Genomic DNA, 18,790 nt, shown 5'->3' on the forward strand with positions numbered 1-18,790 from the left:
GAAGACGGGGAGGGTCAGGCGGTGGCCGAGGACGGCCAGGTGATCCAGGACTCCGGGATCTGTTCGTCGAGCCGGCGCACGTCCCGGGGCGCCAGCACGTGGTGCCGCAGCAGTTCACCGGCGACCAGACGCGCCACCGCGATGGCACCGGGCGGATTGAAGTGCGTGTTGTCCTGCTCGGTCGCGGTCCAGTTGAAGTACTTCTCGGTCTCCTCGACGCCGAGCCTCTGCCACAGAGCGAGCGACAGGGCCTGGATGTCGAGCAGGGCGACGCGTTCGTCCTGGGCGAGGGCACGCATGGCCGCCGGATACTCGCCGTGACTGGTGACGGCGTTTCCCTGCGCGTCGAACCTCCGCCGCTCGACGGGCGTGGCCAGCACGGGCCGGGCACCCTTCGCGCGGGCTCCCTCGACGTACCGGCGCAGGTAGTCCTGATACGTCGTCCACGGCTCGGTGTACCGCGTCGGATCCTCGGACTTCTCGTCGTTGTGCGCGAACTGGATGAGCAGGAGGTCACCGGGCTTGATCAGCCCGAGGATCGCGTCCAGCCGCCCTTCGTCGACGAAGCTCTTCGAACTCCGTCCGTTCACCGCGTGATTGGCGACGGAGAGATCCTTGTGCAGAAAGAAGGGAAGCGCCATTCCCCACCCGGTTTCGGGAGCGGCGTCGGAGTATTTCTGGGCGGCGGTGGAGTCGCCCGCGATGTAGAGCATGCGTGTTCTGCGCGGAGCGGCCCGAGCAGTACCGGTCGTCGCCGCGAAAGCGACGGGCACGGCGCCGAGCGCCGCCACGGTGACTTGTCTACGAGTCAGTGACAACGTACGTGACCTTTCCTACCTAGGGGCGCGGGGAACTGCGCGACCAGCCACAACCCGCCGGCAGCTCCCCACAAGCGCAACCAACGGGGCTCTAGCCGTTCTGTTCCTTCCACTCCGCCTGGGCCTTGTTCAGCTGGTCGGCCATGGTGTTCAGGAAGTCCTTGGCGCTCATGTCGCCCAGCAGCACCTTCTGGAAGTTGGGCTCGTTGTCCGCCTTGGAGATGGTGTTCCAGTCGGGCAGGTAGTACGGCAGCTGCACGATGGTCGTGGACCCGTCGGTCAGCGCGGCCGCCGCCAGCTTCGTGGGCTCCGCCTCGGAGACCCACGCGTCCTTGGCCGCCTCGTTGTTGGACGGCACCTGACCGGCGGCCTTGTTGAACTTCGAGTTCTCCGCGTGCGAGGTCGCGAACTCGATGAACTTCCAGGCGGCGTCCTTGTTCTTCGAGCTCTTGAACACCCCGAGCCCGTCGACGGGATTGGACACCTGCACCCGCTTGCCCGCGGCACCGATCGGCTGCGGAATGCCCCGGAACTTGTCGACCCCGAGCGCCTTCACATGGTCCTGGTACGACCCCAGGTTGTGGTTCAGCATGCCGATCGTGCCGGAGTCCCACTGCGCGACCATCTTGGTGAAGTCGTTGTTGAGGTCGGCCGCGGGGGTGTCCTTCTTGTACAGCGCCGCGTACTTCTCCAGCGCCGCCACGTTCTTCGGGTCGTTGACCGTGGTCTTGTCGCCGTTCCAGAACGAGGTGATCCCGCTCTGCCCGTACATCGCGTCCAGGGCCTGCGCGATGGACCCGGCTCCGCCGCGGATGGTGTAACCGAATTCGTTCTTCTTCGCGGCGGTGAGCTTCTGGGCGGCCTCGTAGAACTTGTCCCAGGTCGTCGGCTCGTCCAGGCCGGCCTTCTTGAACAGGTCGGTCCGGTAGTACAGCACGCCGTTGTTGGCGGAGGTCGGGATCGAGTACAGGGTTCCGTCCCCGCCCCCGGCCGCCTTCAGCGAGGCGACCATGTCCTCGTTGAGCTTGCCGCTCAGCGAGGACTCGGCGAGCCGGTCGTCCAGCGGCTCCAGCGCCTTCTGCGCGGAGAACCCGGCGAGCATGGCCGCCCCGACACCGCCGACGTCCGGCAGGCCGCCGCCCTGGATGGCGGTGTCGACCTTGGACTGGTACTCGGTGGACGCGATGCCGACGTACTCGACCTTGATGTCGGGGTTCGCCTTCTGGAAGTCGGCGATGATCTCCTTCCAGATGTCGGTGCGCACACCGCCGTTGTTGTCCCAGAAGACGATCTTGCCCTTGCCGCTGCCCTCGCCGCCCTTGTCACCGCCGGCGCCGCTGCCGTCGTCACCGCAGGCGGTGGCGGTCAGCGCCAGGACGGACCCGAGGGCGACGGCTATGGCAGCGCGCCTGCTTCTGCGGATACTGATCTTCATTGATCGGCTCTCTTCTTCTTCTGATTCCAGCGGAGAAATGAAGTCGTGGGGGGAAGTCAGTGGCGGGCGTGGGGGGCCCAGCCGTCCGTGCCCTTGAGGTAGTTCGCGACGGTGTACGTCCGCACGTCGACGGCGTCGAGCTGCGGCCGGTCGGCGCTCGGGGCCGCGCCCGGCCCGGCGTTGTGGCCGACGCCGATGATCGTCTTGTCGGAGCCGACCACGATGTCCGAGCCGAAGGGCTGGACGGCGATCGCGCCTGAGACCCGTATGACGTACGGCTCCTCGGCCGCCGCGTAGGCGGCCGGCGAGGCCTGGTCGGTGACGGTGACGACCTTGCCGCCGGCCCCTCCGGTGGTGCCGCCGGCGAGGGAGGCGAAGCCGTGGGCCGCGTCGCTCCAGCGATCGACCGGGGCTTTCTCGGCGGCGACGGCCTTGGCCTGCCCGATCACTCCGAGACTCAGCGCGGCCACCAGGCCGAGCACAGCGGCCAGGACCGTGCCGCTCCCCAGTCTCTGCAAGCGCTTGCTATGGAGGTGCTGCGTCATTGCGGCTCCCAACAGGCTTATGGGTGCGGTGCGTTACAGGTGGTCGATCCTGAAGTGCGTGAAGGTTGCCGCGCCGGCGTGTCCTCCTCCGACGGGCGCGAGCGCGAACAGTCCGAGCAGGGCTCCGACCCAGCGCCAGGGGGTGGCGGCGAAGACGGGTCCGGAGGGCTGCGGGCCGTCGCCGAGGTCGTGGAAGAACCGGCAGCGCGCGCCCGCGCCGATCTCGATCCGCAGCCGTACCTTTTCGGCGGGGGCGGGTCGCGGATGCTCGGCGTCCCGTTCCTGCTCGGCGACGCCCTCCGCGAATCGGTGTACGAGGTGGACCGTGCCGTCGGCCCCGCGCTGGAGCCCGATCCAACTGAAGGCGTCCCCGAGGACGGCGAGACCGGCCCGCGCCCCCGGTTCCTCGCTGTGCAGCCGCAGCTCCACCTCGACCGCCGAAGGCGTGCCGGGCAGCCGCTGGGTGAGGACATTCGGCAGTGTGCGCAGGTCGTGCGCGCCGGCCGAGCGGACGCAGGTGAGCCGCAGTCCGTCCCCGGAGTGGTGGGTCGCCCAACCGGGCTGCGGATTGGCGGTCCACTGCCACTGGCGGCCGAAGCGTCCGCCGGGGAAGTCGTCGTCGGTGGCGGGCGCGGCCTGCGACTGCGGTGGCAGATCGGGCTTTTCGTGCACGGCGACGGGGGCGCCCTCGTGGCCGAGTACCGGCCAGCCGTCCTCCCCCCAGCGCATCGGCTGGAGGTGGACGACCCTGCCGTAGGGGCCCTTCTGCTGGAAGTGCAGGAACCAGTCCTGACCGGACGGGGTGCGCACCCAGCCGCCCTGGTGCGGGCCGTTGACGTCGGTGTCCTTCCGCTCCAGGACGACCTTCTCCTCGTACGGGCCGAAGAACCCGCGCGAGCGGAAGGCGCCCTGCCAGCCGGTCTCCACTCCCCCGGCGGGGGCGAAGATCCAGAACCAGCCGTCGTGCTGGTACAGCTTGGGGCCTTCGAGGGTGAACCAGCCCGGTATCCGGTCGCCGTCGACGATCACCTTGCCCTCGTCGAGGAGTTCACGGCCGTCGAGGTCCATCCGGTGACCGGTGAGGCGGTTCTTGACGCCCGAGCGGGACTTGGCCCAGGCGTGCACGAGGTAGGCCTCGCCGCTCTCCTCGTCCCACAGGGGGCACGGGTCGATCAGGCCCTTGCCGGACTTGAGGAGGTGCGGGCGCGTCCAAGGGCCCCTGATCCCGGGGGCGTTGATCTGGAAGATGCCCTGGTCGGGGTCGCCCCAGAAGATCCAGAACCGTTCGTCGTGGTACCGGAGAGAGGGGGCCCAGACTCCGCAGTCGTGCCGTGGCTTGGTGAACTCCCCGGCCGGTTCCAGGCGTTCGAGCGCGTGGCCGATCAGGGTCCAGTTGACGAGGTCGCGGGAGTGCAGCAGCGGCAGGCCGGGGACCCGCCCGAAGCTGGAGGCGGTGAGGTAGAAGTCGTCGCCGACGCGGACGACATCGGGGTCGGACCAGTCGGCGTTCAGGACGGGGTTCGTGTACGTCACTGGCTGACCGCCTTCCGTACCAGGGCCGCCACTTCGAGCCGGGACAGGCGCCCGTCGGCGACGACGGTGACGATCCGCCGTACGACGGTCTCGCCGGGCGGGATCGGCAGCCTCGCGTCGTGGGCGAGCGACGAGCCGACCCCCGGGTACTCGTCGGCGCGCACGAACCACGGGTCACGGCGGGACCGGTCGGTGGCGCCGGCGAAGACGAGGGTCCAGCCGGCGCCGGAGAGGGCGACCCAGGCGGCGCGGGTGCCGTGGACCGCGGCCTCGCCCTCGCGGTCGACGGTGAAGACGTCCGGCGCGCCCTGTTCCTTGCGGGCCCGCCAGAAGAAGCCGCCGTAGGCCGCGCCCGGACGGCCGTTGGTGGCCGGGCTGCCGATCGACAGGGGTTCCCTGGTGACATTGGTGAGGGAGAAGGTGAAGTCCAACGCCCAGGCGGAGGCGGTCAGTTCGGTGGCCGCGACCGTGCGGCGCTCGCGCAGCAACTCCGCTCCCGAGGCGACCCAGCGCAGCTCCTCCACGAAGCCGTCCGGGTCACGGAGCTGGAAGGAGTGGTGGCGCTGGGCACCGTGGTTGTCGAGCTCGGTCGGGCCCTGGCCGCGCACATAGGTGCGGCCGCCCCAGAAGTTGTGCCCCTCGACGTCGGGAACGGCGACACCGACGCCGAGGTGGTGGAGGTGGTCGGCGGGGCCGACTTCGGTGACCGCCGTGCCGGCCAGGGTGGTGACGGGGTGCAGATAGGGGCGCGGGGAGAGCCGGGCGGGCAGCTCGGGCCGGGTGACGTAGCGGCCGACCGGGCGGCCCGCGACACGCAGGACCGGGGAATCGGGGGTCGTCATGTACTCACCTCGTTCGCGACGTGTGGCCGGGCCCAGTCGGCGCCCAGCTCGGAGTAGAGGGCGAGGTTGTCGGCGGCGGCCGCGACGAGTCCGTCGATGCCGGGGACGACCCGGCGCTCCTCGTCGGGCAGCAGGTGCCAGGCCGTGGCCGGGAGCGGGGTCGGGTCCGGGGCCAGCCGGATCGCCTCGACGACCTTCATGAAGGCGCCCGTCACCTCCGGGACGACCAGGAGGTCGTCGCCGTCGGTGACGTGGTCGACCAGGTTCTCCAGCAGGTCGGTACGGCCGTACTCGTACTCCTCGGGGCCGTGGCCGGCCCGCTGGAGCAGCACGCGGTCCTGCTTGTACCAGTAGGTGATCCGGCCGTGGCTGCCGTGCGCGACGACGTACGGCTCGTCGGGGTCCTCGGCGCACAGGGTCGCGGCGACGACGACCGGGATGCCGTTCGCGGTGGTGAGGCGGACGCAGGAGGTGTCGTCGGACTCGATGTCGTTGGCGCGCAGCAGCTCGGTCTCGATACGGCTGACGTCCTGGGCGCGGGTGGTGCCGTTCAGGGCGAGCGCGGTGGCGACGGCATGCGCGAGGGGGTTGGTCAGCACGCCGTCGATCACGTCGACGCCGTTCATCCGCCGCTTGCCCGCCCAGGGCGCCCGCCGGTAGTACGCCTCGGCACGCGCCCAGGCACCGGCCCCGCCGATCCCGGTCACCTCGCCGATCGCGCCCTCCTCGACCAGCTCACGGATCGCGGGCACGGCGTGCGAGCCCAGCGACTGGAAGCCGATCTGGCAGGCGACCCCGGCCGCGGCGACCCCTTCGGCCATGCGACGGAACTCGGCGTACGAGGGCGCCGGAGGCTTCTCCAGCAGGATGTGCACGCCCCGCCGGGCCGCCGCGAGCGCGAGGTCCGTATGGGTCGGGATCGGGGTGCAGATCACCGCGATCCGGGCGCCCGTGGAGTCGAGGAGCGCGCCGAAGTCGGCGGACTGCTCGGGCGCGCCCAGGCCTTCGGGGATCTCGTCGCCGGTCAGCGGGGTCAGCTCGCAGATCCCCGCCAGCCGTACGATTCCCTTGTCCTGCAGCCGGCGGATGTTCTCCAGGTGCCAGCGGCCGTGGCCGCGCGCGCCCGCCAGGACGATGTCTACGGTGCTCATGGGATCCTCCCTGCGCCCGCGCCGCGCGCCACCTGTCGGTCGGCCGCCTCGGCGCTGTCGATCTTTGTGTGCAGGGTAGGCGGCCGGTCGGCGTCCGCCGTGAGGTCACGCTCGCTGCCGAGGGTGCCGCTCTGGTGCGGGGCACTGCCGTTCCAGCTCTTGACCGGCTCCCGACCACCCACGCCGGGCGCGGAGACCGACGGCTCCCGACCACCCACGCCGGAACCGAGGACAGGCCGGATCCGACCACCCACGCCGGACGCGGAGACCGACGGCTCCCGACCACCCCCGCCGGAACCGAGGACAGGTCGGATCCGACCACCCACGCCGGACGCGGAGACCGACGGCTCCCGACCACCCACGCCGGAACCGAAGAGAGGCCGGATCCGACCACCCCCACCGGACACAGAGACGGACGGCTCCCGGCCACTCACCCTGGACGCTGCGACAGGCTGGACCCGACCACCCCCGCCGGACGCGGAGACCGACGGCTCCCGACCACCCCCGCCGGAACCGGTGGCGTGCCCCTCCCGGGGATCCGCGTCGGACGCGGGGACGCGCTGTTCCCAGGCGCCCGCGGAACGCCCGGCGGCCGTCTCGGTGCGAGTTCGGCCGGCTGCCGCGGCAGGGATACCGGACACCTCGGCGCCGTTCTTCCTCAGGAGCACACGGCCCACGGCCCGCCCCTCGGCCCGTACGACGACACCCACCAGGCCCAGCACCGCGCCCCCCATCGCGATCCGACGGACTCTCACTTCGACGTCACCTCCCTGCCGGACACGACGGCCGAGGCGCGCCAGGGGAGGATCGGGCCCCGGCAGACCGACGCGACGCCCCGACCGATGTCGGCGGCCCACGACCACCGACCGGCCACCGAGCGGGCGCGGACTCCCATGGCCCGATGACCGACCACGAGCCCCTTCCCGCTCCACGTGCAACGCCGGCCTCGTGCTCCGGCGCCGGTCCACCCTGGCGCGGCGCTCACCGGCGCGGCCCCGGACGGTCCCGGCACCCCCGTCCGGCAGGCAACCGTGTGGACATGGCCGTCACCGGTCGGCCCAGGGGCGCCCGACGCGTTCGTTCCGCTGATCCGACGGAGTCTCATCCCTTCACCGCCCCCGCGCTGAAGCCCGTGATCAGCCACTTCTGGATGAAGGCGAACACGATCACCACGGGTACCGCCGCGATGATGCCGCCGGCGGCCAGCGCGCCGAGGTCGACGCTGTCGGCACTCATCAGGGTGTTGAGGCCGACCGGGATCGTCTGCTTGTCCTGGTTGTTGAGGAACATCAGGGCGAACAGGAAGTGGTTCCAGGAGTGCACGAAGGCGAAGGAGCCGACGGCGATCAGGCCGGGACGGAGCAGCGGAAGGACGACGATCCTGAAGGCCGTCATCCGGTTGCAGCCGTCGACCCAGGCCGCCTCCTCCAGGGAGTACGGCACGTTCTTGATGAAGTTGCTGATCAGGATCATCGACAGCGGCAGCTGGAAGACCGTCTCGGCGATGATGACACTGCCCAGCGAGTTGATCATCTTCAGCTCGGCGAAGATCTCGAACAACGGCACCAGCAGCAGCGCGCCCGGCACGAACTGCGAACACAGCAGCGCCAGCATGAACGCGTTCTTGACCTTGAAGTCGAACCGGGCCAGGGCGTACCCGCCGGCCAGCGCGACGAGGGTCGTCATCACCAGGGTGGCGAGGCCGACGTACACGCTGTTCTCGAAGTAGGTGCCGAAGGCCCGCTCCGTCCACACCTTCTCGAAGTGGTCGAAGGTGATCGGCCAGGGCACGAGCGAGGTCGAGCCGGCCGGGCGCAGCGCGAACAGGAGGATCCAGTAGAAGGGGATGAGCGTGAAGACGAGGTAGATCGACAGCGGCAGGTAGATGTGCCGGCGCGGGACCTCGTCCCAGGAGCGGCGGCGCTTGGCGGGACGCGGCGGCTCCGGCTCGTCCCGCACGGGTGCGGGCGCGGTCTCGGTGGCTTCCTCGGTGATCACTTGGAACCGCCTCCGAACTTGCTCAGCCGCAGATACACCATCGAGCAGAAGAGCAGGATCACGAACGCGACCGTGGTCAGGGCGGACGCGTAGCCGAAGTTGTGGGCGTCGACGCTGGTGTTGGCGATGTAGAGCGGGAGGGTGGTCGTCTCCCCCGCTGGTCCGCCGCCGGTCAGGGTGTAGAGCAGGTCGACGTTGTTGAACTCCCACACCGCGCGCAGCAGGGTGGACAGGATGATCGCGTCCTTCAGATGGGGCAGCGTGATGTGCCAGAACTGCTTGATCCGGCTGGCCCCGTCGACCTCGGCGGCCTCGTACAGGTCCTTCGAGACGGACTGGAGGTCGGCGAGGATGAGGATCGCGAAGAAGGGGACACCGCGCCACAGGTCGGCGACGACCGCCGCCGAGAAGACGGTGGAGGTGTCCGACAGCCAGCTGGTGCCGTAGGAGCCGATGCCCATGTCGGCGAGGTAACGGGTGACGCCGGTCTGGGAGTTGTAGAGCAGCACCCAGATCGCGGAGGTCAGCACGCCGGAGACGGCCCACGGGGAGAAGACGAGCGCGCGGCCCACCGCCCGGCCCACGAAGGTCTGGTTGACGATCAGCGCGAGCGCCAGGCCGAAGAGCAGCTGGAGGCCGACCTCGACGAAGACCCACTTGGCGCTGAAGGTCAGCGTGTCCCAGAACTGCGGGTCCTTGGTGAAGATCTGGACGAAGTTGTCGAAGCCCGCGTAGCCGTTCCGCCATGGCTTGGTGGGGTTGTAGTTCTGGAGGCTGTAGTAGAAGACGCTGATCACCGGGTAGGCGATGAAGCCCAGCATCAGCAGGGCCGCCGGCGCGATCAGCAGGTACGGCAGCCTGCGCGGCGTGGCGGAGGCACGGCGCCGCCGCCGGGGTGGCGCGGGCGGTTTCGCCACGGCTGCGGCTTGGGCCATGACAGGGTCTCCGTTCTCGGTACGGCTTGCGTTCGTGGTGCGGTAAGCGCTTTCTCGATGTGCGTGGGCGCCCTGCGGTCAGATGGCGACTGCGGGTGCGTTGTGGCTGGTCGCGGAGTACCCCGCGCCCCTCAGTGGGTCAAGTCACCCTGCGTAAGGGTCTGGGACCTTGCCTTGCCTCGCCAGGAACTCGAAGTCGCAGCCGGTGTCCGCCTGGGTGATCTGGTCGTTGTAGAGGGCGCCGTAGCCGCGCTCGTAGCGGGTGGGCGGCGGCGTCCACTCCGCGCTTCTGCGCTCCAACTCCTCGTCGTCCACGTTGAGTTGGAGGGAGCGCGCCTCGACGTCGAGGGTGATGCCGTCCCCCGTCCGGACGAGGGCCAGCAGGCCGCCGACGTACGACTCGGGCGCCACGTGCAGCACGCATGTGCCGTAGCTCGTGCCGCTCATCCGGGCGTCGGAGATGCGGACCATGTCGCGCACACCCTGCTTGAGCAGGTGGTCGGGGATGGGGAGCATGCCGTACTCGGGCATGCCGGGGCCACCCTTGGGCCCGGCGTTGCGCAGCACCAGCACGCTGTCCGCGGTGATGTTCAACTCCGGGTCGTTGATGGTGCGTTGCATGGACCTGTAGTCGTCGAAGACGACCGCGGGCCCGGTGTGCTTGAGCAGGTGCGGTTCGGCGGAGATGTGCTTGATGACGGCGCCGTCGGGGCAGAGGTTGCCACGCAGGACGGCGACCCCGCCCTCGCTCGCGACCGGGTTCTCGCGGGTGCGGATGACGTCGTCGTTGTGGACGACCGCCCCCTCCAACTGCTCGCCCAGGGTGCCGTTCACGGTCGGCCGGTCCAGATGGAGCAGGTCGGTGATCCGGGAGAGGAAGGCGGGCAGTCCTCCGGCGAAGTGGAAGTCCTCCATGAGGTACGTCTGTCCGCCGGGCCGCACGTTCGCCAGCACCGGAACCGTGCGGGCGATGCGGTCGAAGTCGTCGAGGGTGAGCGTGACCCCGCAGCGTCCCGCCATCGCGATCAGGTGGATGACCGCGTTGGTGGAGCCGCCGAGTCCGAGCACCGTGGTGACGGCGTCCTCGAAGGCCTCGCGGGTGAGGATCTCGGACGGCCTGAGCCCGGTCCAGGCGAGCTCCACCGCGCGGCGCCCGGAGGCCGCGGCCATCCGCTCGTGCGCGGAGTCGACGGCCGGGATCGAGGAGGCACCCGGCAGGGTCATGCCGAGGGTCTCCGCCGCCGCGGTCATCGTGGACGCGGTCCCCATGGTCATGCAGTGACCCGGAGAACGCGCCAATCCGCCCTGGAGCTCCCGCAGTTCACAGTCCGTCAGGTTGCCGGCGCGGTGCTCGTCCCAGTACTTCCACATGTCGGTGCCGGACCCGAGGGTCTCGCCGCGCCAGTGCCCCGGCAGCATCGGCCCCGCGGGCACGAAGAGCGAGGCGACATCGGCCGAGGCCGCGCCCATGAGCAGCGCCGGCGTCGACTTGTCGCAGCCGCCGAGCAGCACCGCCGCGTCGATGGGGTACGACCGCAGCAGCTCCTCCGTCTCCATCGCGAGCAGGTTGCGGTAGAGCATCGGGGTGGGCTTCTGGTAGGTCTCCGAGAGGGTGGCGACCGGGAATTCCAGCGGGAAGCCGCCGGCCTGCCACACTCCCCTCTTGACCGCCTCGGCGCGCTCGCGCAGATGGACGTGGCAGGGGTTGATGTCGGACCAGGTGTTGAGGACGGCGATCACCGGGCGGCCCAGGTACTCCTCGGCCTCGTAACCGAGCTGGCGCATCCGGGCGTTGTGCGACCAGGTGCGCAACTGCCCCTCGGTGCCGTACCACTGGTGGCTCCGCAGGTCCTCGGGCCGCATGCGCTCTCTGCCCGTCATATCGACCACCCGGCGGCTATCGCGGCGACCTCGGCACGCTCGGACTCGGGCAGCTCGCGGCTCGGCGGGCGTACGTCACGGCGGCACAGACCGAGGGAGGCGAGGGCCTCCTTGACGACGGTGACGTTGTCGGCGGAGCCGTTGGCCGCGCGGAGTTCCTCGAAGCGGCGGATCTGCTCCCAGACCTTCATGGCGGCCGGGTAGTCACCGGATCGAAGCGCTTCGATCATGTTCAGCGAGACGGCGGGGGCGACGTTCACGAGCCCGGAGGTGAAGCCGGTGGCGCCCGCCGAGAAGTAGGAGGGCGCGTAGGGCTCGGCGAGCCCGGCGACCCACACGAAGCGTTCGAGGCCCGCGTCCCGGGCGAAGGCGGCGAACTTGGCCGCGTCCGGGACGGCGTACTTCACTCCGATCACGTTCGGGCAGGCGTCGGCGAGTTCGGCGAGGCGGTCACCGCTCAGCTGGGCGTTGCGGATGTACGGGACGACCCCGAGCTCCGGGACGGCCGAGGCGATCGCGCGGTGGTAGTCGATCCAGCCGCCCTGCGAGACGTAGGGGTGGACGGGCTGGTGGACCATGACCATCCCGGCACCGAGCTCGCGGGCGTGGCGGGCGGAGGCCACGGCGGTCGGGACGTCGTGACCGACGCCGACGAGGACGTTCGCCCGGTCCCCGGCCTCCTCGACGGTCAACTCCGTGATCAGGCGCCGCTCTTCGGGGCTCAGGGCGTAGAACTCGCCGGTGTTCCCGTTCGGGGTGAGGGTGGTGATCCCTCCGTCGAGCAGCCGACGCAGCAGGGCCCGGTGGGTGTCCTGGTCGACGGTGCCGTCCTCGGCGAACGGGGTCACCGGGATCGCCACCACGTCGGCCAGGGCGGCGCGCCGGGTCTCGAACGTCTCGCTGCTCATTCCTGGCCTTCCTCGTCCAGCACTCCGGGGAACGCTCGTTCCACGAAGGACGCGATGTGGGCGTGCAGGGCGCGGGCCGCTCCGTCCGCGTCGCCGTCCAGGGCGAGCCGCAGGATCTCCCGGTGCTCGCCGGCCTCCCGGTCCCACGAGGGCGAGGCGGCCCAGGCGACCGCGGAGACCAGGGCGGCCTGGTCGCGGACCTCGTCGAGCATCCGGCCGAGCAGCGGATTGCCGCAGGGCAGGTAGAGGGCGCGGTGGAACTCCCGGTTGGCGAGGGAGCGTTCGGCGGTGTCGGTGGCGTCGTCGGCCTTGGTCAGGGCGTCGCGTGCGGCGTCGAGGGAGGCCCCGCGCCGTACGGACCGCTTCAGCGCCTCGGGTTCGAGGAGCAGCCGGACGTCGTAGACCTCGCGCGCCATGTCCGCGTCCACCATGCGCACCGTGACGCCCTTGTACTGGCTCATCACGACGAGGCCGGTCCCGGCCAGGGTCTTGAGCGCCTCGCGCACCGGGGTCTTGGACACCCCGAACTGTGCGGCGAGTTCGGTCTCGACCAGGGCCTGACCAGGCGTCAGGCGCCCGGTGAGGATGCGGCGTTTGATCTCCTCCAGCACGTACTGCGTGCGGGAGGGGATCGGCGTGGGCACAGAGGTCATGCGCGCCTCTCGGATCTCGCGTATCGGATCGCGTATCTGATCTCGCGTATCGCGTCTCATATATGACGCACGAAGTACGACGCGTTGAAGGTAGGGAGGGGCGCAATGTTTCGTCAATGCTTCTGGCAAAGGAAGTTGAAGTCGCGGTGAAGACGAGGGTCAGACAAGCCGGGTGGCGCCCTCGAAGGCCGTACTGGTGCGCCCCGCGAAGGCGACGGCCGCGCGCGTGGTCGCCGCCTCCCTGGTGAGCGCGGGTCCGACGTGGGTGACGATCAGCTCGCGCGCCCCGGCCTTGCGGGCGATGTCGCCGGCGTCCTCGGGGGTCAGATGGACCTGTTCGCCTTCGCGATGCCGGTCGATGTCCGCCTCGCACAGGAACACGTCGGATTCCGCGGCGAGTTCGACGAGCGCGGCGCAGGGTCCGCTGTCCCCGGAGTACGCGAGCACGCGTCCGGCGCACTCGGCGCGCAGCCCGTACGCCTCGACGTCGTGCGCCACGGTCCGCGCGGCGAGCCGCAGGTTCCAGTGCCGGACCTCGTGGCCGTCGTACAGGGGATGGAAGGCGAGGATGCCGTCGAGGAAGCGTACGTCGGACCGGCCGAAGAACCCGGCGAGCCGGTGGGCGCAGCCGGGCGGCGCGTACACCGGGATCGGGGCGGGCGGGGTGAGTCCGCCGAACGCGAAGGCGTAGACGGCGGACAGCAGGTCGGCGCTGTGGTCGGCGTGCAGGTGGGAGATCCAGATCGCCGTGAGCCGGGAGGGATCCGTGTGCCGCTGCAACTCCGCGAAGGTGCCGGGCCCGGCGTCCACCCACACCTCGGCGCCCCCGCCGCGCAGCAGATAGCCGGAGCAGGGGCGGCCCGGCGCCGGGTGCGGGGAGGCGGTACCGAGGACGGTGAGACTGAGGGGCGGCATGGCCGGGAGCGTACGGTCCGGGCCTGCCGCCCGCCGCCCTTTTCCGTGCCTCTACGGCACTCTCGTACCGGTGTCTACGGCGTCCAGCCCGGGTTCCGCCCGCTCAGGCCGAGTGCCCGGTCCAGCAGCGACGCGTCCTCGGGCACCGGGACGATCGGGCCGAAGATGGCGTCCCGGCTCGGGTCCTCGGCGGAGGCCAGGAGGAAGTCGTACGCCGCCTGGAGCGCGGCGGGGTCCGGATCGTACGGCTGTCCGGTGGCGCGGGCCAGGTCCCAGCCGTGGATGACCAGTTCGTCGACGGCGACGGCGGCGGCGATCTCTGCGGGCAGGTCCACACCGCCCGCGCGGGTCATGCCGGTCCAGGCGGCCGGATCGCGCCAGGCCTCGGCCAGTTCGTCGAGGATCTTCGGGAGTTCCTCGGGCCATCCGGGGCCGATGGCCGGGACGGAGTCGGTCGGCGGGGTGTCGGTCGTGGCGCCGAGGTCCTTGCGAGCGGCGTCACGGAACGCGGTGGCGAGGCCGAGCAGGTGGCCGAGCAGGTTGCGCACCGCGTACTCCGGACACGGGGTGGCGTTCCCCAGCTGGTCGTCGGTGACGCCTTCGGCCAGCCGGGCGATGACCTGGGTCTGCGGTCCGAAGTCCAGGGGCGGGACAGTCATGCGGTGCTCCTCGGGGTTCGCGATGTCGTGAGGTGTGGACCGTCGCCGCTGCGAAAACTCATCGCTCGACAACTAGGGAACCTGCCCCATCCCACCGCGGGGGCCTTAGACCCACGATGTCCAGGCATGACGAAGACATGGGCGGTCCTCCACGACCGCAACGCGAGGCTGTGTCTCACCGGAGTGGTCGTCTCCGGCTTCGGCACCTCGGCCCTGTGGCTGGTGTCCGGCGTCTGGGTCAAGGACCTCACCGGCTCGGACGGCCTGGCGGCGCTGTGCATGCTCGCGATGTGGGCACCGACCCTGGCGGGCCCGCTGCTCGGCACGATCGCCGACCGGCTCCGCCGCAAGCCGCTGCTCATCGCCTGCGACCTGCTGTTGGCGGCCCTGCTGCCGGTCCTCCTCACCGAGCGGGTCGCGGTCGTCCTCACGGTCCTGTTCGTGTACGGCGCCGTGGGCGTGGTCCAGGACGCGGCGGAGTCGGCCCTGGTCGCCGGTACCGTCGCCCCGGCCCTGCTCGGCGACTTCAACGGGCTGCGGACGGCGCTCACCGAGGGCATGAAGCTGGTGGCGCCACTGGCCGGAGCGGGCCTCTACGCCCTCTACGGCGGCCCTGCCGTGGCACTCCTGGACGCGACCACGTTCGTGCTCGCCGCGCTGGTCTCCTGCGCTCTGCGCGTCCGTGAGGACGGACCCGAGCCGTCCCGCCGCACCCCGTTCGTCGAAGGCGCCCGCCACCTGTGGGCCCACCCCGCACTCCGCCCCCTGATCCTGGCCGGCGGCACCACCATGCTGCTCGCCGGGCTCAACGGCGCGCTTCTGTACGCCGTGATCGACGGCCTCGGCCACTCCCCCGCCTACGCCGGTGCGCTGTACGCAGTCCAGGGCGCCGGTTCCGTGGCGGTGGGGCTGGTCTCCGGGCCCGCCCTGCGCCGGCTGGGCGAGCGCCGGTTCGCCGCGTACGGCATCGCCCTGACCGCCGTCGCCGCCGGACTGCGGGCGATCCCCTCCGACCCGCTGGCCCTGGTGTGCAGCGTGGCCATCGGCGCGGGTCTGCCCTGTGTGCTGATCGCCGCGCTCACCGCCGTGCAGCGCGCGACCCCGGACGCGCTGCTGGGCCGTACGGTCGCCACCGCCAACACCCTGGTGTACACCCCGAACGTGCTCGGTCTCGCGGCGGGCGCGGCGCTGGTCGGACCGGTCGACCAGCGGCCGCTGTCCGCCGTGCTCGGCATGGTCTGGCTCGCCGCGGCGGTACCGCTGTTTCAGAGGCCGGCCAGCGCCGAGCGGATCGCCTCCAAGTCGCCGTCCGACGCCAACCCGGCGTGATACAGCCGGACTTCGCTCGCCCCGTGCTCCTTCGCGCGGGCCACGTCCGCGGTGAGCGTGACCGGGCTGCCGCCCATCGCCGAGACGACGGGGAAGTTGGCGGCGACGACCGCGTCCTCGCGGGCCCGGGCGAAGGGCGTGAGCAGGTCGGGTCCGCCCGCGCAGGGCACGACGACACCGTCGGCGACGGACAGGATGTGCTCGGGGTCGACGCCCGGGTTGGCCCCGACGTGGTACGTCACGGGGTCGGCGTGCAACAGGATCTGGAAGCCCTCGGGAGCGGCCGCGCGGACCGCCCGCACGGCCGTCTCCTGGAGGGTGCGGGCGGTTTCGTCGCGCCACGCGCGCGTGGCCGCCGCCGTTCCGGCGCCGAGCAGCTTCTCGACCCCGGCCCAGCCCCCGTCGTCCGGCGCGCCCCGCCACAGGGGCTCCAGGGCGCCACGCACGGCCGCCGCCAGTTCGTCGGGATCGGCGCCCTGTTCGCCGTACCCCTCGCGGCACGTCCCGCAGAAGCAGAGCGCCATGAGGTACATCCCGGCGTCGCCGAGCGGGACCCCGCCGGTCTTGTCGTGGGCGTGCAGGTGCTGGAGGCCGTACCAGCCGAGGGACTCCAGTTCGGTGCCGGCCGCGCCCGGGCGCAGTGCCGCCTCGACGGCGAGGTCGACGAGGTACGCGCGCGTGGCGGGCTGTGCGATGCAGGGGGCCCACGGGTAGCGGTCGCCGTAGGCGTTGACGACGGAGGTGTCCGGGTGCTCGGCGCCCAGGCGGGAGTTGTGCGCGAGGACGACCCAGGTGTGCACTTCGAGGCCCGCCCCCGTCAGCGCCCCGGCCGCCGCGCCGAAGGCGTCGCCGGGAGCCCAGTCGCCGGCCGCGTAGGGGCGCAGTGCACGCCCTTCCCAGCGGGAGTCCGTCGGGTAGAGCACGGCCGCGTGCTCGGCGGTGACGATGCGGTGGCGGGGGTGGCGGGGGGTCAGGGCGCGCGTGGAGTGGTAGGCGGAGGCGAGGGTCGCCTGCTGCACGCCGAGCCCCGCGATACGGGCCGCGGCCTCCGGGTCCCCGTTGACGTCCCAGGGGTAGACGAACGTCGACGCCTTCACTGTGCCTCCTCCAGCAGCGCGTGTCCGCGCTCGATGATCTCCGCGAGCTGTTTCACATGATCCCCGTCCGGCTCGTGCAGCGGCGGGCGGACCTCCCCCACGTCGAGGCCGCGCATCCGGACACCGGCCTTGACGAGGGAGACCGCGTAACCGCGGCCCCGCGCGCGCAATTCGACGAAGGGGCGGTAGAAGCCGTCGAGCAGACGGTCGGCCGTCGCCCGGTCTCCGTCGCTGAGCGCCCGGTGGAAGGCGAGGGCGATCTCGGGGGCGAAGCAGAAGACGGCGGACGAGTACAGGGGGACGCCGATGGCCTGGTAGGCGAGCTGGGTCTGCTCGGCGGTCGGCAGTCCGTTGAAGTAGAGGAAGTCGCCGGGCCCCTCGGTGCGCACCGCGCTGACGATGCGCTGCATGAGGTCGAGGTCGCCGAGGCCGTCCTTGAGGCCGATGATCCCTTTGCTGCGGGCCAGTTCGACGACGGTCGCCGGGGTGAAGACGGCGTTGTCGCGCTGGTAGACGATCACCGGGAGCGCGGTCGCGGCGGCGACCTCGCGGTAGTGCCGCAGCAGCCCCTCCTGCGCGGCCACGACGAGGTAGGGCGGCATGGCGAGCAGCCCGTCGGCGCCGGCCGCCTCGGCGAGCCGCGCGTACCGTACGGCGAGCGCGGTGCCGTATCCGGCGCCCGCGACCACCGGGACGCGCCCCGCCGTCTCCTCGACGGCCGCGCGGACGCAGTCCTCGAACTCCTCGGGCGTGAGCGCGTGGAACTCCCCGGTGCCGCAGCACGCGAACACGGCCGCGGCCCCGGCGTCCACGCCCCGGCGTACGTGCGCGCGATACACGGCGAGGTCGACGGATCCGTCCGGGCCGTAGGCGGTGACGGGGAAGAACAGCGGCCCGCTGGGGATGCCGAGTCGGTGGGCGAGGTCGGCGGACGGCGTCACAGGCTCTCCCTAGAGTGGCATGCAGAATACTGATCAGAGTTTATATTTATGAACTCACATCGCGCCACCCTTGACGAAGCCAAGACGCGATCCCTAACTTGTCCACGAATGTGAATACCGTACGCATGAGGCCCTTCAAGGAGACCCATCCATGCCCGCTCCCCGTACCGTTCTGCTCACCGGTGCCGCCGGCGGGCTCGGCACCCTGATGCGGGATCTGCTCCCGGCCTACGGCTACGACCTGCGCCTGCTCGATCTGCGCCCCGTCGAGGGCGAGCCGGACGCGATCGTCGCCGACCTCGCCGACAAGGACGCGGTACGCGAGGCGGTACGAGGTGTCGACGCGATCATCCACCTGGCGGGCATCTCCCTGGAAGCCCCCTTCGAGAAGATCCTCAAGGCGAACATCGAGGGCACCTACCACCTGTACGAGGCCGCGCACGCGGAGGGCGTCGGACGGATCGTCTTCGCCTCCTCCAACCACGCTGTCGGCTACACCCCGCGACCCCAGGGCGACGACCCGCTCATCCCGATCGACACCCCGCGCCGCCCGGACACCTTCTACGGCCTGTCCAAGTCCTTCGGCGAGGACCTCGCGCAGTTCTACTGGGACAAGCACGGCCTGGAGACCGTCTCGGTGCGCATCGGCTCGTGCTTCCCCGAGCCCACCAGCGTGCGCATGCTCTCGGTGTGGATGAGCCCGGCCGACGGCGCCCGTCTCTTCCACGCGGCCCTGGCCGCCGAGCAGGTCGGCCACACCGTGGTCTACGGCTCCTCGGCCAACACCCGCCTGTGGTGGGACCTGACCACCGCCCGCGCCCTCGGCTACGACCCGCAGGACGACTCGGAACCGTACGCGGAGAAGCTGATCGCCGAGCAGGGTGAGCTCCAGGACGGCAACGAGGGACACGCCTACCTCGGCGGCCAGTTCGTGACGGACCCGCCGATCTGGCCGTACTGAGAGACCCCTGACAACGGCGGGCGGGCACCGAACGGGCCCGCCCGCAGCCATGTTCGGGCATGGACACGCCCTTGGTCGCAGGCGTGGCAGCGCCACGCCCAGGGGCGCGGGGAACTGCGCGACCAGCCACATCGCACCCGCGGCCGCCACACAACAGCACCGCCCGAGCTCATGGGCCCGCCCCGCCCG

The 18,790-nt window shown here is 71.1% G+C and carries 18 protein-coding genes; 2 read left to right on the forward strand and 16 right to left on the reverse strand.

Annotated features, from left to right (window positions below; all coding sequences use genetic code 11):
* Positions 1-14 precede the first annotated feature (14 nt).
* The 14 genes from H293_RS0129455 to H293_RS0129525 all read right to left on the reverse strand — a co-directional run bounded on the left by H293_RS0129455 (position 15) and on the right by H293_RS0129525 (position 14,273).
* Positions 15-818, reverse strand: a complete 804-nt coding sequence (locus H293_RS0129455; protein ID WP_028808300.1) for a rhamnogalacturonan acetylesterase — start codon at positions 816-818, stop codon at positions 15-17.
* Positions 819-909: 91 nt separating this feature from the next.
* Positions 910-2,253 (reverse strand): ABC transporter substrate-binding protein, encoded by a 1,344-nt coding sequence (locus H293_RS0129460; protein ID WP_020121416.1) that lies wholly within the window; start codon positions 2,251-2,253, stop codon positions 910-912.
* A gap of 56 nt (positions 2,254-2,309) precedes the next feature.
* Positions 2,310-2,771 (reverse strand): hypothetical protein, encoded by a 462-nt coding sequence (locus tag H293_RS0129465; protein ID WP_033415767.1) that lies wholly within the window; start codon positions 2,769-2,771, stop codon positions 2,310-2,312.
* Between the two features lie 60 nt (positions 2,772-2,831).
* Positions 2,832-4,331, reverse strand: coding sequence for a glycoside hydrolase family 43 protein (locus tag H293_RS0129470; protein ID WP_020121418.1), 1,500 nt, complete (start codon positions 4,329-4,331; stop codon positions 2,832-2,834).
* Positions 4,328-5,173 (reverse strand): DUF6807 domain-containing protein, encoded by an 846-nt coding sequence (locus H293_RS0129475; protein WP_020121419.1) that lies wholly within the window; start codon positions 5,171-5,173, stop codon positions 4,328-4,330. Before H293_RS0129475 ends, H293_RS0129470 begins: the two co-directional genes overlap by 4 nt.
* Complete coding sequence (locus tag H293_RS0129480) at positions 5,170-6,324, reverse strand: Gfo/Idh/MocA family protein (RefSeq protein ID WP_020121420.1); 1,155 nt, start codon at positions 6,322-6,324, stop codon at positions 5,170-5,172. The genes H293_RS0129475 and H293_RS0129480 overlap by 4 nt, the downstream gene beginning before the upstream one ends.
* Positions 6,321-6,542 (reverse strand): hypothetical protein, encoded by a 222-nt coding sequence (locus H293_RS0129485; RefSeq protein WP_397895473.1) that lies wholly within the window; start codon positions 6,540-6,542, stop codon positions 6,321-6,323. The genes H293_RS0129480 and H293_RS0129485 overlap by 4 nt, the downstream gene beginning before the upstream one ends.
* A gap of 883 nt (positions 6,543-7,425) precedes the next feature.
* A complete protein-coding gene (locus tag H293_RS0129495; protein ID WP_020121423.1) occupies positions 7,426-8,322 on the reverse strand; it encodes a carbohydrate ABC transporter permease in 897 nt (298 codons plus the stop codon).
* The gene (locus tag H293_RS0129500) at positions 8,319-9,257 is read right to left on the reverse strand and encodes a carbohydrate ABC transporter permease (RefSeq protein ID WP_020121424.1); all 939 of its coding nucleotides are present in this window, start codon (positions 9,255-9,257) and stop codon (positions 8,319-8,321) included. Before H293_RS0129500 ends, H293_RS0129495 begins: the two co-directional genes overlap by 4 nt.
* A gap of 144 nt (positions 9,258-9,401) precedes the next feature.
* On the reverse strand, positions 9,402-11,138 hold the full coding sequence (gene araD, locus H293_RS0129505; RefSeq protein WP_028808301.1) for an L-arabinonate dehydratase: 1,737 nt from the start codon (positions 11,136-11,138) through the stop codon (positions 9,402-9,404).
* Entirely contained in the window at positions 11,135-12,046 is a 912-nt protein-coding gene (locus H293_RS0129510; protein WP_020121426.1) for a dihydrodipicolinate synthase family protein, read from the reverse strand. The genes araD and H293_RS0129510 overlap by 4 nt, the downstream gene beginning before the upstream one ends.
* On the reverse strand, positions 12,043-12,699 hold the full coding sequence (locus H293_RS0129515; RefSeq protein ID WP_020121427.1) for a GntR family transcriptional regulator: 657 nt from the start codon (positions 12,697-12,699) through the stop codon (positions 12,043-12,045). Before H293_RS0129515 ends, H293_RS0129510 begins: the two co-directional genes overlap by 4 nt.
* 159 nt (positions 12,700-12,858) lie before the next feature.
* The gene (locus H293_RS0129520; RefSeq protein WP_020121428.1) at positions 12,859-13,614 is read right to left on the reverse strand and encodes an MBL fold metallo-hydrolase; all 756 of its coding nucleotides are present in this window, start codon (positions 13,612-13,614) and stop codon (positions 12,859-12,861) included.
* 74 nt (positions 13,615-13,688) lie between these two features.
* Positions 13,689-14,273 carry a TIGR03086 family metal-binding protein gene (locus H293_RS0129525; RefSeq protein WP_020121429.1) on the reverse strand — a complete coding sequence of 195 codons (585 nt, stop codon included), beginning with the start codon at positions 14,271-14,273 and terminating at the stop codon, positions 13,689-13,691.
* Between the two features lie 126 nt (positions 14,274-14,399).
* Between H293_RS0129525 and H293_RS0129530 the strand changes: the two genes are divergently transcribed.
* Complete coding sequence (locus H293_RS0129530; protein ID WP_020121430.1) at positions 14,400-15,602, forward strand: MFS transporter; 1,203 nt, start codon at positions 14,400-14,402, stop codon at positions 15,600-15,602.
* On the opposite strand, the gene H293_RS0129535 is transcribed toward H293_RS0129530, so the two are convergent.
* Both H293_RS0129535 and H293_RS0129540 read right to left on the reverse strand, forming a co-directional pair.
* Positions 15,539-16,699 (reverse strand): hypothetical protein, encoded by a 1,161-nt coding sequence (locus H293_RS0129535; protein ID WP_020121431.1) that lies wholly within the window; start codon positions 16,697-16,699, stop codon positions 15,539-15,541. The genes H293_RS0129530 and H293_RS0129535 overlap by 64 nt on opposite strands.
* Positions 16,696-17,640, reverse strand: coding sequence for a 5-dehydro-4-deoxyglucarate dehydratase (locus H293_RS0129540; RefSeq protein ID WP_020121432.1), 945 nt, complete (start codon positions 17,638-17,640; stop codon positions 16,696-16,698). The genes H293_RS0129535 and H293_RS0129540 overlap by 4 nt, the downstream gene beginning before the upstream one ends.
* A gap of 151 nt (positions 17,641-17,791) precedes the next feature.
* On the opposite strand from H293_RS0129540, the gene H293_RS0129545 reads away from it, so the two are divergent.
* Positions 17,792-18,601: an NAD-dependent epimerase/dehydratase family protein gene (locus H293_RS0129545; protein WP_020121433.1), complete on the forward strand. Its 810-nt coding sequence runs from the start codon at positions 17,792-17,794 to the stop codon at positions 18,599-18,601.
* The last annotated feature ends 189 nt before the right edge of the window (positions 18,602-18,790 follow it).

It is taken from the genome of Streptomyces canus 299MFChir4.1, assembly GCF_000383615.1.
Lineage (GTDB): Bacteria > Actinomycetota > Actinomycetes > Streptomycetales > Streptomycetaceae > Streptomyces > Streptomyces canus_C.